This is a genomic window from Litorilituus sediminis, assembly GCF_004295665.1.
In the GTDB taxonomy this organism is placed as follows: domain Bacteria; phylum Pseudomonadota; class Gammaproteobacteria; order Enterobacterales; family Alteromonadaceae; genus Colwellia; species Colwellia sediminis.
Genome location: NZ_CP034759.1, coordinates 193,887 through 208,851 on the forward strand (window position 1 = coordinate 193,887; position 14,965 = coordinate 208,851).

14 protein-coding genes are annotated in these 14,965 nt (G+C 39.1%); 6 read left to right on the forward strand and 8 right to left on the reverse strand.

Features of this window, described 5'->3' with window-relative positions:
* The gene (locus EMK97_RS00870) at positions 1-2,088 is read right to left on the reverse strand and encodes a sensor domain-containing protein (protein WP_130598553.1); all 2,088 of its coding nucleotides are present in this window, start codon (positions 2,086-2,088) and stop codon (positions 1-3) included.
* 260 nt (positions 2,089-2,348) lie between these two features.
* Here EMK97_RS00870 and thrS point away from each other — a divergent pair, with 260 nt between their 5' ends.
* The 5 genes from thrS (at position 2,349) to EMK97_RS00895 (ending at position 7,046) form a co-directional block, all read left to right on the forward strand.
* Positions 2,349-4,259 (forward strand): threonine--tRNA ligase, encoded by a 1,911-nt coding sequence (gene thrS, locus EMK97_RS00875; RefSeq protein WP_130598555.1) that lies wholly within the window; start codon positions 2,349-2,351, stop codon positions 4,257-4,259.
* A gap of 203 nt (positions 4,260-4,462) precedes the next feature.
* The gene (gene infC / locus EMK97_RS00880) at positions 4,463-5,020 is read left to right on the forward strand and encodes a translation initiation factor IF-3 (protein WP_130598557.1); all 558 of its coding nucleotides are present in this window, start codon (positions 4,463-4,465) and stop codon (positions 5,018-5,020) included.
* Positions 5,021-5,166: 146 nt separating this feature from the next.
* Complete coding sequence (gene rpmI / locus EMK97_RS00885; protein ID WP_077284678.1) at positions 5,167-5,361, forward strand: 50S ribosomal protein L35; 195 nt, start codon at positions 5,167-5,169, stop codon at positions 5,359-5,361.
* Positions 5,362-5,376: 15 nt separating this feature from the next.
* Positions 5,377-5,736 carry a 50S ribosomal protein L20 gene (gene rplT / locus EMK97_RS00890; RefSeq protein ID WP_118959002.1) on the forward strand — a complete coding sequence of 120 codons (360 nt, stop codon included), beginning with the start codon at positions 5,377-5,379 and terminating at the stop codon, positions 5,734-5,736.
* Between the two features lie 206 nt (positions 5,737-5,942).
* Positions 5,943-7,046 carry a phosphoribosylaminoimidazolesuccinocarboxamide synthase gene (locus tag EMK97_RS00895; RefSeq protein WP_130598559.1) on the forward strand — a complete coding sequence of 368 codons (1,104 nt, stop codon included), beginning with the start codon at positions 5,943-5,945 and terminating at the stop codon, positions 7,044-7,046.
* Between the two features lie 256 nt (positions 7,047-7,302).
* Here the strand turns inward: EMK97_RS00895 and EMK97_RS00900 are convergent, their stop codons facing one another.
* The 4 genes from EMK97_RS00900 to EMK97_RS00915 form a co-directional block, all read right to left on the reverse strand.
* Positions 7,303-8,667, reverse strand: coding sequence for an IS1182 family transposase (locus EMK97_RS00900; RefSeq protein ID WP_130598561.1), 1,365 nt, complete (start codon positions 8,665-8,667; stop codon positions 7,303-7,305).
* 134 nt (positions 8,668-8,801) lie between these two features.
* The gene (locus EMK97_RS00905) at positions 8,802-9,446 is read right to left on the reverse strand and encodes a GNAT family N-acetyltransferase (protein ID WP_130598563.1); all 645 of its coding nucleotides are present in this window, start codon (positions 9,444-9,446) and stop codon (positions 8,802-8,804) included.
* A gap of 104 nt (positions 9,447-9,550) precedes the next feature.
* Positions 9,551-10,405, reverse strand: coding sequence for a transporter substrate-binding domain-containing protein (locus EMK97_RS00910; protein WP_170176697.1), 855 nt, complete (start codon positions 10,403-10,405; stop codon positions 9,551-9,553).
* A gap of 77 nt (positions 10,406-10,482) precedes the next feature.
* Positions 10,483-11,517 carry a Leu/Phe/Val dehydrogenase gene (locus EMK97_RS00915; protein WP_130598567.1) on the reverse strand — a complete coding sequence of 345 codons (1,035 nt, stop codon included), beginning with the start codon at positions 11,515-11,517 and terminating at the stop codon, positions 10,483-10,485.
* Between the two features lie 281 nt (positions 11,518-11,798).
* On the opposite strand from EMK97_RS00915, the gene EMK97_RS00920 reads away from it, so the two are divergent.
* Entirely contained in the window at positions 11,799-12,206 is a 408-nt protein-coding gene (locus EMK97_RS00920) for a DUF4826 family protein (RefSeq protein WP_170176698.1), read from the forward strand.
* Positions 12,207-12,213: 7 nt separating this feature from the next.
* Here the strand turns inward: EMK97_RS00920 and EMK97_RS00925 are convergent, their stop codons facing one another.
* From EMK97_RS00925 to hflD, 3 genes are all read right to left on the reverse strand, one after another.
* Complete coding sequence (locus EMK97_RS00925) at positions 12,214-12,687, reverse strand: GNAT family N-acetyltransferase (protein WP_130598569.1); 474 nt, start codon at positions 12,685-12,687, stop codon at positions 12,214-12,216.
* Between the two features lie 190 nt (positions 12,688-12,877).
* Positions 12,878-14,248, reverse strand: a complete 1,371-nt coding sequence (gene purB / locus EMK97_RS00930) for an adenylosuccinate lyase (RefSeq protein ID WP_130598571.1) — start codon at positions 14,246-14,248, stop codon at positions 12,878-12,880.
* 47 nt (positions 14,249-14,295) lie between these two features.
* A complete protein-coding gene (gene hflD / locus EMK97_RS00935) occupies positions 14,296-14,925 on the reverse strand; it encodes a high frequency lysogenization protein HflD (protein WP_130598573.1) in 630 nt (209 codons plus the stop codon).
* Positions 14,926-14,965: the final 40 nt, after the last annotated feature.

Below are 14,965 nucleotides of genomic sequence, written 5' to 3' on the forward strand. Positions count from 1 at the left end.
CTAGTTTTTGGGCTGAGCTAGTTGCATGCTTTGCTCTAGCAAGGATGACATAGCATCAGCCGTTATAGGCTTACTAAATAGGTAGCCTTGACCATAATCACAGCCTAATTTGCGCAAATAGTTACATTGCTCATCTGTTTCTATGCCTTCAGCAACTACACGTAAATTGAGAGCATGCGACATAGAAACCACGGCATTGATTAATGCTTTATCCTTGTCTGAATTGGTAATCTCATTGATAAAACTTCGGTCTATTTTCAGTACGTCAAAAGGGTAACTTCTTAAGTAGCTAAGCGACGAATAGCCAGTACCAAAATCATCCATAGCCAACTGTACCCCAAGGTTAGTTATATTAGTTAACATGGCCTCGACATAGTTATGACCACTTAACAGTACGCCCTCGGTAATTTCTAGTTCCAGTTTGTCTGCTGCAACGCCCGTCGCTTTTAATGAATCTTCAATAAAATTCACTAACATAGGATCTCTAAACTGTCTTGGAGAAAGGTTGATAGCGATTTGAAAGTCTGCATTAAATTGCTTATGCCAACGCGCCGTTTGAGATAGTGCTTGCTTTAAAACAAACTGACCCAGTTGAATAATATTGCCCGTTTGCTCAGCAACAGAGATAAATTCATCGGGGGGAACATTACCTAATACTGGATTATGCCAGCGAAGGAGGGCTTCAGCCCCCATAATTTCACCTGACGTTAAGTCTGTTTTTGCTTGATAACATATTGAAAACTCTTGACGATTTAAGGCGCCGTGAATTTGCTCTTCAATCGCTAAGCGCCTTTGTGCGCATTGGTTCATTTGTGCGGTGTAATAAGAAAAGGTGTTTCTGCCACATGCTTTAGCGTCATACATGGCTGAATCAGCATTTCTCAGTAATTCTGATGCATCACTGGCATCATTGGGAAATACCGCAACACCAACACTGGCGGTGAGCATAAGTTCACGACCACGAATGATAAACATTTCCCTAAATTGGTTGAGCAGGTTTTCAATAATAGGGTGTGCTTCTTCAACATTTGAGAGGCTACCCAAAATAATAACAAATTCATCGCCGCCAAGTCTGCCGACAGTATCTACGCTGCGAACAACACTGCGTAATCTATTCGCAGCTTCAATTAATAATAAATCACCTGTTTCATGGCCTAAAGTATCATTAATTTTTTTAAAGTCATCTAAATCGAGAAAGAGCAAGGCAACCAGCTCGTTTTTTCGATTAGCTTCTTGGCAACTGTGTTTCAGCCTATCCAAGGAAAGAAATCGGTTGGGTAAATAGGTTAGTGAGTCAAAATGTGCTTGGTGAAGAATTTTTTCTTCATGTTGTTTTTGCACACTAATATCGGAATGCGTGCCGATAAAGCGTTTAGGCTGGTTGTCTTCATCACGTTCAATGACTTTTCCGCGTGAGCGAATCCACATATAGCTTTGATCTTTACGCAAAAAGCGAAACTCGACATCATAACTGTTGGCTTTGCCATCTAGGTATTGTTGCATGGCTTTGTTGGTAATATGTAGATCATCAGGATGAACACGTTTTTGCCACTCAACTAAGGTATAAGCAAAGCCATCTTTTTCATAACCTGCCATGGTAAAATAACGCTCATCAAAGCGAACTACGCCAGTTTTTATATTCCAATCCCAAATACCGTCATTGGCTACTTGCATTGCTGAATGATAGCGATATTCACTTTCTGCTAATGCTTGGTGCGTGGCAATGCGATCACTGATATCTTGTACTGTGCCAAGTACGCATAGCTCACCTTTATAATTGATTTTCTTGCCGATAACTTCTGAGGGAAATATAGAGCCATCTTTACGCTGCAAGTTCACTTGTACTGCTTGTTTTTCTTTGCTGTTTTTAGTTTTGTCGAATGAGCTGTGATCTTGTTTTGGCGCCTTCATATTAAAAACCGTTAATTGCAATAGTTCTTGTTCGCTATAGCCCATCATCTGGCAAAAGGCAGGGTTAACATAAATATAATTGCCATCTAAATCGGCAACACTAATTCCTTGTGTTGACTCTTCAGTCAATACTTTAAATATATCTTCAGATTGCTCAATTAATTGTTGTGCGTCCATTTTTTGTATATTGCAGAGTAAAGCAGTTAACTTTTATATTATTGATAATAAATATAATAGCTTAATTTTATTTCAGAGGTATTGATTATTTTTTATTGTTTTAAACTCGATAAATCTTTATTTAAGGCTTGTCTATTTTCAGTAAGGCTTTTACAATCTATGCCATTATTTTAAAGAGCGTTTCGCTCTTTTTTTTATTCTATTAATGTTAAAAATCATGCGACGCTTGGTATGCGCCGCCACTGACTAAAGGAAAAAACATGCCTGTTATAACTCTCCCTGATGGTTCTCAACGCTCATTTGACAATGCCGTATCGGTAATGGATGTTGCACTAGATATTGGCCCTGGTCTTGCGAAAGCGACTATTGCTGGCCGTATTAATGGTGATTTAGTTGATGCCTGTGAATTAATCACTGAAGATGCCAGCCTACAACTTATCACCAGCAAAGATAATGAAGGACTGGAAATCATTCGTCACTCATGTGCGCATTTATTAGGTCATGCTATTAAGCAATTATGGCCAAATACTAAAATGGCAATTGGTCCTGTCATTGATAATGGCTTTTACTATGATGTTGATTTAGATGAAACCATCACAGAAGATGATCTTGTTAAGCTTGAAAAACGCATGACAGAGTTAGCGCGTACAGGTTATGAAGTTATTAAGAAAACAGGTAGCTGGCAGGATGCTTATGACGCTTTTTCTGAGCGTGGTGAAACCTACAAATTAGAAATTCTTGATGAGAACATTGAGAAAACCGATACGCCTGCGCTTTATCATCACCAAGAATATATTGATATGTGTCGTGGCCCGCATGTTCCTAGCATGCGTCACTGTCATCATTTTAAATTGATGAAAGTGGCTGGCGCATATTGGCGTGGTAATTCAGAAAATAAAATGCTTCAGCGTATTTACGGTACTGCTTGGGCTGATAAAAAACAGCTTAAAGCTTATATTCAACGTTTAGCCGAAGCGGAAAAACGTGATCACCGTAAAATTGGTAAAGCACTAGATTTATTCCACTGGCAAGAAGAAGCGCCAGGCATGGTGTTTTGGCATAACGACGGTTGGACTATTTACACTGAACTTGAAAAGTTTGTTCGTCAAAAGCTGCATGAATATGATTATGATGAAGTAAAAGGTCCGTTAATGATGGATCGCGTACTGTGGGAAAAATCAGGTCACTGGGAAAAATATGGCGATGCCATGTTTACCACAGAGTCAGAAAAGCGTGAATATGCAATTAAGCCAATGAACTGCCCAGGTCACGTGCAAATCTTTAATCAAGGGTTAAAATCTTACCGTGATTTACCACTTCGTATGGGTGAGTTTGGTTGTTGTCACCGTAATGAACCGTCTGGCTCATTACACGGTTTAATGCGTGTTCGTGGCTTTACTCAAGATGATGCTCATATTTTCTGCACGGAAGAGCAAGTACAAGACGAAGTAAGTTTATGTATTAAGATGGTTTACGATGTCTATAAGACCTTTGGTTTTGAAGATATTATCGTAAAACTGTCTACTCGCCCTGAAAAGCGTATTGGCTCAGATGAAATTTGGGACAAAGCGGAACAAGGCTTAGCCAATGCACTTGATAACTTAGGTATTGCGTTTGAATACTTACCTGGTGAAGGCGCTTTCTACGGCCCTAAAATTGAATTCACACTACAAGATTGTCTAGGACGTAACTGGCAATGTGGTACCGTTCAGCTAGATTTCGCTTTACCGGGTCGTTTAGATGCGTCATATATTGGTGAAGATGGTGAAAAACATGTTCCTGTAATGATTCACCGCGCAATTTTAGGTTCACTAGAGCGTTTTATTGGCATTTTAATCGAAGAATACACAGGAAAATTCCCAACTTGGTTATCGCCAATTCAAGCAACTGTGATGAATATTACCGATAAACAGAGCGAATATTGTGAAAAAGTTGTTAAAAAACTAAAAGAAAGTGGATTTAGAGCAAAACTAGACTTGAGAAATGAGAAGATAGGCTTTAAAATCCGCGAGCACACTTTAAAGCGTGTTCCATACTTGTTAGTCGTAGGCGACAAAGAAATGGAAGCTGGCGAAATTGCCATCCGCACGCGAAGTGGTGAAGATTTAGGAAAAATGTCGATAGAAGACTTTATTGCTAAGTTAACTGACGAAGTAAATAACCGTCAGTAATGAGCAGGTAATCTGCTTCATCAGACATAATAAAAATAAAATAAGTTATCTATTTAGTAATTTTACTGCTTAGATAGCAGGACTTTTGCTTTATTTCTAGGAGCCTGCACGGAGTTGACGAGAGTCAATGAGTACAGGCAACACCGAAATAGGGCAAAAGAACAATAAACTAAGTAGATAAAAAAGAGTTCTTTTGGAGGAACATGGCTATTAAAGGTGGACAACGAGGCGGGCGCAAAGAGCCAGCACATCGTTTAAATGAGTTAATCACAGGTATTCCAGGTAACGAAGTTCGTTTAATTAAGTTTGATGGCGAACCAGGCGGTATTGTTTCATTGAATGAAGCAATGGACCAAGCAGAAGAAGCTGGTGTCGATCTTGTGGAAATTAGCCCTACAGCTAAGCCTCCAGTTTGTCGAGTTATGGACTACGGCAAATTTCTTTACGAAAAAGCTAAAGAACAAAAAGAACAACGTAAAAAGCAGAAACAAATTCAGGTTAAGGAAATTAAATTCCGTCCTGGTACAGATGAAGGCGATTATCAGGTCAAACTACGCAACCTGAAACGCTTTTTAGAAGGCGGCGACAAGGTCAAGGTAACATTACGTTTCCGTGGCCGTGAAATGGCCCACCAAGAACTTGGTATTGAGCTTTTAACTCGTGTTAAAAACGATTTAGAAGAGCTTACTGTAGTTGAGTTCTTCCCGCGTAAAGCGGAAGGACGTCAAATGGTGATGGTTCTAGCCCCTAAAAATAGATAAAACTTGGTTTGACAAGTAATAACTGATTTCAGTTATTCACCAACTTTATCTTTTACGCGGTAGTAAAGGCTTGCAAGTAAAGTAATGGCAACGTTATTTTCGCCTTGGCTACTTAATATTTGGCATAACAATGCGGAGTTATTCACATGCCTAAAATGAAAACCAATAAAGGTGCTGCAAAGCGCTTTAAAGCAACTGCAACTGGCTATAAGTTCAAACAAGCTGGTTTACGTCATATCTTGACTAAGCGTCGTACAAAAGTTAAGCGTCACTTACGTGCTAAGTGCATGATCGCTGCTTCTGACATCAAGTCAGTTAAAAAACTTTTACGTCACGGTTAATAGGAGAGATAGAAAATGGCAAGAGTAAAACGTGGTGTACAAGCGCGTGCACGTCATAAGAAGGTTTTAAAGCAAGCTAAAGGTTACTACGGTGCTCGTAGTCGCGTTTATCGCGTTGCTTTTCAAGCTGTAACTAAAGCTGGCCAATACGCATACCGTGACCGTCGTCAACGTAAGCGTCAATTCCGTCAACTTTGGATCGCTCGTATTAACGCGGCAGCTCGTCAAAATGGTTTATCTTACAGCCGTTTCATTAACGGTCTTAAAAAGGCTTCTATTGAAATCGATCGTAAGATCCTAGCTGACATCGCAGTATACGATAAAGCAGCATTCACATTCTTAGTTGAAAAAGCGCAAGCTTCTTTAGCGGCATAGAATTGAAAAAGCTTTAAATGATAAGGACGCTTTCGGGCGTCCTTTTCTTTTTGTTGTAATATTTTATTGCCTTTATATTATTTAGTTGCAAAATATAGACAACAAATTGTAAGAACTAAGCTTAAGTTTATGTAATCAATGCTATTTCATTACTGAGATAATATTTATTACATTAACGATAGGTTTTAATATATAGGGTTATTACCATGAGTCTTGCTGATAAAGTTTTAGCAGTAAATAATGATTTACCTATTCGCACTGATGCGCCAGTGCATAGTGGTAAGGTGCGTAGTGTTTATTGGTTAACCGCTGCTGATAGCAAACGCCTTATTCAAGAAAAAGGCTATGATGTTGCACCAGATACGCCATTAGCTATTATGGTTATTAGTGATCGTATTTCTGCCTTTGATTGTATTTGGCACGGTGAAGGTGGCATGAAGGGCGTACCGGGTAAAGGTGCGGCATTAAATGCCATATCAAACCACTGGTTCAAATTATTTAAAGAGCAAGGTCTAGCCGATAGCCATATCTTAGATATTCCACACCCTTTTGTTTGGATAGTACAAAAAGCAAAACCTGTGATGATTGAGGCGATTTGTCGTCAATATATTACGGGCTCTATGTGGCGTTCATATAGTAAAGGTGAGCGTGATTTTTGTGGTATTGAACTACCTGAAGGCTTAGAAAAAGACAGTAAATTACCTGAGCTTTTACAAACGCCTTCAACGAAAGGTATTTTAGAAGGTATCCCAGGTGTTCCTGTGGTTGATGATGTTAATATTACCCGTAAAAACATTGAAGATAATTATGCCGCGTTTAATTTTAAATCGGCTGATGATATTGCTTTATACGAGAAATTATTAACGCAGGGCTTTGATGTTATCTCGACTGCGTTGGCAAAGATAGATCAGATCTTTGTTGATACTAAGTTTGAGTTTGGCTATGTCAAAGACAGTGCCGGTAATGATAAGTTAATCTACATGGATGAAGTCGGTACGCCAGATTCTTCACGTATTTGGGATGGTGAGCAGTACAGAGCAGGCAAGGTAGTTGAGAACTCTAAAGAAGGCTTTAGACAGTTATTACTAAATCATTTCCCAGATGCAGATATTTTATTGAATAAAGATAGAATGGCTGAGCGTGAAGCGTTAGCTCGCGATAATGACTTACCTGAGTCGGTATTAATGGATGTTTCCAAGACATATATTGATATTGCAGAGAAAATTACTGGCGAAAAAATAGTATTATCTGATAATCCAAAAGCAGAAATTATTGCGATTTTAAAAGAGCAATATCAATTAGTTGATTAACTAACCTGAACTCAAGTTAATTAGTTTCGCTTTGATGCAAATAAAAAATCCCAGCAAATGCTGGGATTCAGATTACTGACAAACCCCGTCATTCTGTTCGGGGTTTGTCTTTTATGAGCAGCCGTAGGCTGCGATCTCGATATTTTTCTAGCCACGTCTTTTCTATTTTATTTGGTTTTTCTGGACTTGTTTGGGGCTTATCTTCCCTATTTGGCGTGTTAATGTCTCGAATTGAGCTTTTAAAGGGCTATCCTTTTTAGATTGCCATTATTTGGGGAATATTTGATAGCGTCATTGCTATCTTCTTCATATTTTGTGCTGCCGCAGCCATATATGCTTGCATTTGAACATTATGCTTACCTCGGTATCTTGCATACCTGTGACCATGGTGTTGCTTTGCATCAGCAAAACTTCTTTCAACGGTTTCGCATCGTCGTTTGTAAAGGTATTTACCAAGGCTTGTTAAGCGAAATTCATTAGCCCGATCTTGACTCGCAGCCATTACGTGGCGTGTTATCACTTTCTTATGACTTTTACTCTTAGTGCAATCTTTTAATTGAGGGCAATTAACGCATACCTTGGGGTCAGAATGATATTCTCGGTAACCCTCTCGACTGGTGGTCGAGTAGATTAACGTTTGCTCTTGCGGGCAGGTATACGTATCTGCTTTCTCGTCGTATTTGAAGTGCTTTTTCTTAATGGCATTCTTCGTTCGTGAAGGACGACGGTAACCAAACACCCCTTGGATGTTACGTTGTTCCAGATTAAAACAGACGGGCGCTGTGAAGTAGCCTGCATCAATACCAACAAATTCAGGGGATAGTGCAAAGCGATTTTCAATGGCATCAAGGCGAGCAATGTATGGTTGAGAATCGTGGACATTACCTGGCGTAATATGCGTATCTACAATAATGTTATAGTCGTTATCTACGGTTCTGTGGTCTAGGTAGAAAAAACCTTTTGGCTTTTCATCTCGGTGCATATAACCGCTATCACTATCGGTTTTACTTACCTTATTCCGCTTTATCTCACAATAGCCTTTATCCTTGAGTGGCTTTTTTCCAGCCGCTTTACGGTCTGCCTCCACAGCTTTGTTGATTTGCTTAATATAGGCACTGGTTGAGACGGGTTTGAGCTTGTTGGTGAACTTTCGTTTATTGGCGTTTGCTTTTAAGTGTGTGCTGTCGGTGAATAAGGTTTTGCCCCCAACTAGACCATGTTTAATGGCTTGTTGGACGATGTGATTAAATATACGTTCAAATACATCTGTGCCATTGAAACGACGAATACGATTTTGACTAAGTGTTGAGGCATCGATAACTTTCTCGGTAAGCCCCATGCGGAGAAACCATCGATACGCGACATTTACTTCGATGTCTTTGATGATTTGGCGCTCACTTTTAATACCAAATAAGTACCCAAGTAGCATAATTTTAAATAGCTGGACTGGCTCCACCGGAGGACGACCATTATCAGTGCAATATAAGTCTTTGACTTCATCTCGAATAAACTCAAAGTCAATATACTTATCGAGTTTACGAACTAGATGGTTGGCTGGAACTAACTGGTCTAGCGTGACCATTTCGAGTTCATGTTGTTGCGGGGAAGGTTCTCTTAACATGGTTAATTTTTGTAATTTTCCATGTTTTTATTAGATCAAAGTCCTAGACTACTGTCTAGGACTTTGTCATCAGTCTGAATCCCAGCAAATGCTGGGATTTTTTGGTTATGTAAGTAGGCTAAGTAGGCAAGATGTTATTTACTGACGCTAGTAATGCTTGCTTGGTTGGCAACAAATATTTTAAACGCCAGTGGCTCTGCCAGTAATGCCTCATCTACTTGATACTCAATAAAGCCGGTTTGTTTGAAAAACTGTGCTAGCTCTTCATCTGCGATAGTTTCACTTTCTAAGTTAAGTGACTGGTAATACGCTTTACTTTCCTCTTCTTGGCAATCTTCGGCATTCACAAAGCTATTAAGCGGCATACTAAATGCGGTAATAGATTGTGCTTTGTTATAGTGCTTGAATATTTCACTAATAAGATAGTTGGCGACACCTTGTTTACGATAATCAGGATGAACGCTTATCGCTTCAAGCATAATGTGAGTTTTAGCTTTTTTTGTATCTGGCGTTATGGCTAAAGTGTCACATAACTCGGCGTTTAGGTTTTGCCCTTTAAAGTATAAGTTTAGGGGAATTTCCCAGTCAGTACTGCCAAGTTGCTCAAGCATTTCATAGCTTTTTGTTGCATCTCTGTGCTTGTTCAGTGTAATTAGCTCTATTTCGGCTTTGGCAATGACGTGATCTTGTTCATTTTTAACATTGACCTCTTGAGAAAGCTGCCAGTCAAAAGATGCGGTGATTTCAGGTTTTTTAAACTCTATTGATAGATTCATCATGATTATAAGTACCAAGCAAGGTAATTGGGATAAATTGGATAATATGCCTGCTATTTTCTATTAACTAAACCAACAAGTCATGTGATATTTGCTGTGGCGAACGATTATTTTTTATTGGGCCACTTAAAAGTATACGGATTAGGCTCTTGGCTTTCGGGGTTAATGAGTTCTAATACTTGGGCATTACCGAACTTGCTTAATGGGAAGGCATTTTTAGTTAGAGGGTGCGTTTGCATATAACGTGAAAGTTCGCCTGAGGCGTGAAGCTTTTCTAAACCTTGGTTGATGCGCTTGGCAAGTTGCGCCTTTTCTAGGTTAACGAAAAAATGCATCGTCAGAGGGTAGCGTAGTATTAATTCTTGAGAAAACATCAGTTCAGGAAAGCTTTGTTGAACTAAAGCTAGCTCAGCTTCTCCTTCAAAAATACTTAACGGCAAGAAGTCACAGCGTTTTAGCACTATCATTTGTAACATAGCATCAAAATGGCCAACGCGGTAAACGGTAATGCCATTGTGCTCAAGTATATCGGCATCGGGCCAATGAGAGCCTTGACAAGCTATTGTACCTTTTAAGTCTTTAATGGATTTAATTGACGAAAATCTTTGCTGGTTATCTCGACGAATGACCATGCCTCGCCAACCTAAACCACCACGAAACAAAGGGTAGGGAACTTTATGCAACTGTGTATCTCTGGCGATTGATGTTCCTGTCCAGGCGACATCATAAAATGCGCCCATGGCTAATAGCTTTATGACGCGCTCTTGGCCTGGGTGAGGGACAGTGCGGATAATAGCATTGCCGTATTCTTCGCTGGTTACTATTAAAGCAAGGCGCAGCAAGTTGATAAAGTAATCATGGCTGGCATCATCGGGCTTTTGCTTTCCCGTTGTGGTGACAGTGGTCAGCGCAAGACAATTAAAACTTAGTATGAAAAATAGGAGAAAGGAGAGTAGCTTCATTGCTAGTACCTTAATCATTTAAGATACTAGCAAGTATAGTCAATGGCTTTAAAAGCGCATGATCAATTTAACGGGTTTTATTTACCGCCATTTTTGATAATTTCTCTGGCCATTTCATCAGCAATGATACCTGTTGGTTGATTTTGGCTATCGGCTTTGGCAAATATATCCATTAAGGTATCGTAGATTTCTTCTACTTTTTTCGTTGACTTTTCAGCGCAATAATCATTTTCAAAAGAAACATTAATAATACCACCGGCATTAATAACATAATCAGGTGCATATAAAATTCCGCGTTCTACTAGTGCTTGGTCAAACTCAGGTGTGGCAAGTTGGTTATTGGCACAGCCAGCAACGATTTTAGCCTTAATTCTATCAATAGTGTTTTCATTAATGGTTGCACCTAAGGCACATGGCGCATAGATATCAGCATCTTGATCGTAAATCTCATCTAAGCCAACCACTTTAGCACCAAATTCAGTGGCAGCTTTATCAAGCGCCTCTTGGTTAATATCGGTCACAATTAACTTGGCACCGGCTTTATGTAGGTGCTCACATAAGTAGAAACCAACGCTACCAAGGCCTTGTACCGCGACAGTAAGATCGGTTAAATCATCACGTTTAAACTTGTGTTTAACAGAGGCTTTAATGCCTAGAAAGGTTCCTAGTGCAGTAAACGGTGCTGGGTTACCACTTTTACCTTCAGTGCCAGTAACGTAGGGTGTTACTGAGTTGGCAATGGCAATATCGCTGGTGGTAATGTTAACGTCTTCAGCGCTATAGTATCGACCATTTAAGCCATTAAGTGCGTTGCCAAATGCTTTAAATAGCGCGTCTGACTTAAGTTTTTTAGCATCACCGATAATAACTGACTTACCACCACCCATGCTTAAGCCTGCTAATGCATTCTTGTAAGTCATCCCTTTTGATAAACGCAAAACGTCGACTAATGCTTCTTCATCACTAGCGTAATCCCACATTCTACAGCCACCAACTGCAGCGCCTAATTTTGTGCTATGTACAGCAATAATTGCTTTTAAACCACTGGCCTTGTCACTACAAAAAACGACTTGTTCGTGATCATCAAAATCAGCTAAATCAAAAAATGCCATTACCTAATATCTCCAATTATCATTTAGATCAAGGGGAAGTTTCTTTAATTATATATAGCGATGATAGTGAGGACATTACTATATTATTTGAAACAGATGTTGTAATATTCCAGCGAACCTTAGCACTTAGCTAATATGCAGGCTAGTCAACGAGGTAAATTTAGCACTCACTTTATTTATTCAAAGTGTTCAGTTAAATCTACAATTAGCTACAAACCAAGATAGAGCAGCTTGCAAATAATGTATAAATAATCGAGTTTAAAACCCTAGTAGGAAGAGTAATGACACAAGAAAAACAAATGACAGAGCAAGAGCAGCAGGAGTGGGTGAGAACACAATATCAAGCAGCAACAAAATACTTAGCGCAGAAAGGCTTAATTACTGAAAGTGTCGCAGATAAAGAAAGTCGTTATTTAGTACCAGCTTTGGCGGTATGGAAGTTAACCATGACTGATAAAAGTCAGTGCTGGGTTATTTGTGGTGATTTGCCGACCGATCATAGTAATGTTGATGTAGCTCCCGATGCTCGTGAAGCAATTAGACATTTTGCCCTAAAATGGCAAATGCAAGCAGAAAACCTATTAAGAGCTAATGAACAAGATCAAAATAAATTTGCGCAATTATTAATAGGCAGAGCAGAAGGTTTATATAAACTCTATGAAAACGATAGTTTATGGAATATGAGCTAATAAGCTCTTAATGAGTTAGATAATATTTAGCTTGGCTGGCATGTTCTAATGCCGTTTTTATTGAGCATGCCATGCGCTGTTTGGGTCTGCCTGCCACCATATATACAGAACCAATCGGTTGAAATTGGTGCATAATAAAATAATCAACCTTTTCTAATGGGCAAAGAATAAATACTTCCTTTAGCGATAGCTCTTGCGCTATGGCAAATAAGCCATGCAATACTACTTTATCGATGTTTTTTGCTCTATGGCTACTGACAACTGCAATTCTACTAATTTCGCCATTAGGTGAAATTCGGCCTGTAGCAATAGGCTCTTGACTTGTATCATCGCAAACTAACATATGAAACGCACTAGCATCGTGTTGATCAAATTCAACTTTTTTAGGAATTCTACGTTCGCAAATAAATACCTTTTCTCTAATGTTTTTTAGTAACGGTGCTGCTTGTTGCCAATTGACTCGACTAATGCTGTATGACATAAGAAATATTTAATCCTTCAAACTCTTCAAGGCTAGTATTTACGTGACTTAGCGCGTACAAAGCCAAGGCCGTTACCTTAGACTAGTTAACATGTGGCATTTTTGCCAATAAATCTCAAGAATTTTTCTTTAGCCAATAAAAAAGAAGACCGTAGTCTTCTTTTTTGTCAATGGCATTGGCGTCTACTGACTAGTTTAACTCGTCAATAAATGATACGGCACGGCCAATGTAACTTGCCGGTGTTAATTGACGTAATTCTTCTTTAGCATGCTCTGGTAATTCAAGGTTGTTAATGAATTCACGCATAGAGTCGCCATCTACACGCTTACCACGAGTTAAGTCTTTTAACTTTTCGTATGGCTTTTCAATACCGTAGCGACGCATTACTGTTTGTACCGGCTCAGCTAGTACTTCCCAGTTGCTATCTAGTTCAACGGCTAAGCTTTCTTCATTTACTTGTAACTTGCTAATACCTTTAAGTGTTGCTTGATAGGCAATTAATGCATGACCAAAACCAACACCTAAGTTACGTAATACAGTAGAGTCTGTTAAGTCACGTTGCCAGCGAGAAATTGGTAATTTTTGTGCTAGGTGACTAAACAAAGCGTTAGCAATACCTAAGTTACCTTCAGAGTTTTCAAAATCAATTGGGTTAACTTTATGCGGCATAGTAGAAGAGCCAATTTCACCAGCAATAGTTTTTTGCTTGAAGTGACCTAATGCAATGTAGCCCCAAATATCACGATCAAAATCGATTAAAATGGTGTTAAAGCGTGCTACAGCATCGAAAAGCTCTGCGATATAATCATGCGGCTCAATTTGTGTGGTAAAGGCATTCCAAGTTAAACCTAACGAGGTAACAAACTCTTCTGAGAACTGGTGCCAGTTGACTTCTGGGTAAGCGCTTAGGTGAGCGTTGTAGTTACCTACAGCACCATTAATTTTACCTAGCATTTCAATGTTAGCAATTTGCTCACGTTGACGCTGTAGACGTACGTAAACATTAGCCATCTCTTTACCTAAAGTACTAGGAGATGCAGGCTGACCATGGGTACGACACATCATAGGAATGGCTTTATATTCAATAGCTAATGCTTTAATTTCAGCTAGAATTTCATCCATAACAGGTAGTAACACCTGAGCACGACACTCTTCTAACATTAAGCCATGAGATAGGTTATTGATATCTTCTGAAGTACAGGCAAAGTGAATAAACTCTGTAACCGCATTAAGCTCAGCATTATCAGCAATTTTTTCTTTTAAAAAGTATTCAACCGCTTTTACATCATGGTTTGTGGTGGCTTCAATGTCTTTGATACGTAGAGCATCTTGCTCTGAAAAGTCACTCACAATAGCATCAAGTACTTGATTTGCTTCAGCTGAAAATGCTGGAACTTCGTTGATTTGTGCTGTTGCTGCAAGCTTTTGTAACCAGCGAACTTCTACAGTAACACGGTATTTTATTAAGCCGAACTCACTGAAAATAGGGCGTAAGGCTTTGGTTTTACTACCGTATCTACCGTCAACTGGTGATACTGCAGTTAATGCTGAAAGTTCCATAATAAATTCCTAAAAGTTAAATACTAAAATGGTATAAAATTAAATTCTTAATTAATTGTTGTTAATAAATCTTTCGCTGCTTGAACTAGTTTTTTGCGAGAAAACAGAATAGTGCGTCTTTTCCCACCAACTTGTCGCCATAACACTGCGGCGCGAATACCAGCAAGCAGTAGCGCACGAATTTTGTATTGATTACTGCTTTGCTTCAATATACTCGGTTCACCCGTTACCTGAATTTTTGAACCTAATGGGCTAATAATATCGCTATAAATGCTGGCAAAGCTGGCGATGAGTGTTTCGCTGGTTAGTTCATAGTGGCCAAGTTGCCTTTTAGCCTCTTCAATGCGTTGGCCTAATTGGGCTAACTTATTTGGCTGTTTTGTTAATTTTCGCTCTAAATTAATTAGGCTGATGATATAACGAGTAAACTCTGGGTCTTTAACACTACCAGCCTGATTTGGTTCATCACCTAAGTGATTTATCATTAGCTGTAAGCCGTGTTTTACATTATGTAAATCACCACCGTAAACAGCCAATGTATTCTCAGGAGAGGTCTGCATTATGCTATTGAGCAGAATACTTAACTCAGCGTCCTCTATCATACCTTTGCGAGATACCTGTTGCACTTGATAAGCGACTTGGCATAAGGCAGCAAAGGTAATTAATTGATTGTTCATATTATCTCTATGTTTGAAGAATTATTTTTTTGGCCTAAGT

Excerpts from the sequence above, each read along its gene's own strand:
- EMK97_RS00870 (WP_130598553.1), bottom strand. The coding sequence starts at position 2,088 with ATGGACGCACAACAATTAATTGAGCAATCTGAAGATATATTTAAAGTA.
- thrS (WP_130598555.1), top strand. The coding sequence starts at position 2,349 with ATGCCTGTTATAACTCTCCCTGATGGTTCTCAACGCTCATTTGACAAT.
- infC (WP_130598557.1), top strand. The coding sequence starts at position 4,463 with ATGGCTATTAAAGGTGGACAACGAGGCGGGCGCAAAGAGCCAGCACAT.
- rpmI (WP_077284678.1), top strand. The coding sequence starts at position 5,167 with ATGCCTAAAATGAAAACCAATAAAGGTGCTGCAAAGCGCTTTAAAGCA.
- rplT (WP_118959002.1), top strand. The coding sequence starts at position 5,377 with ATGGCAAGAGTAAAACGTGGTGTACAAGCGCGTGCACGTCATAAGAAG.
- EMK97_RS00895 (WP_130598559.1), top strand. The coding sequence starts at position 5,943 with ATGAGTCTTGCTGATAAAGTTTTAGCAGTAAATAATGATTTACCTATT.
- EMK97_RS00900 (WP_130598561.1), bottom strand. The coding sequence starts at position 8,667 with ATGTTAAGAGAACCTTCCCCGCAACAACATGAACTCGAAATGGTCACG.
- EMK97_RS00905 (WP_130598563.1), bottom strand. The coding sequence starts at position 9,446 with ATGATGAATCTATCAATAGAGTTTAAAAAACCTGAAATCACCGCATCT.
- EMK97_RS00910 (WP_170176697.1), bottom strand. The coding sequence starts at position 10,405 with ATGAAGCTACTCTCCTTTCTCCTATTTTTCATACTAAGTTTTAATTGT.
- EMK97_RS00915 (WP_130598567.1), bottom strand. The coding sequence starts at position 11,517 with ATGGCATTTTTTGATTTAGCTGATTTTGATGATCACGAACAAGTCGTT.
- EMK97_RS00920 (WP_170176698.1), top strand. The coding sequence starts at position 11,799 with ATGACACAAGAAAAACAAATGACAGAGCAAGAGCAGCAGGAGTGGGTG.
- EMK97_RS00925 (WP_130598569.1), bottom strand. The coding sequence starts at position 12,687 with ATGTCATACAGCATTAGTCGAGTCAATTGGCAACAAGCAGCACCGTTA.
- purB (WP_130598571.1), bottom strand. The coding sequence starts at position 14,248 with ATGGAACTTTCAGCATTAACTGCAGTATCACCAGTTGACGGTAGATAC.
- hflD (WP_130598573.1), bottom strand. The coding sequence starts at position 14,925 with ATGAACAATCAATTAATTACCTTTGCTGCCTTATGCCAAGTCGCTTAT.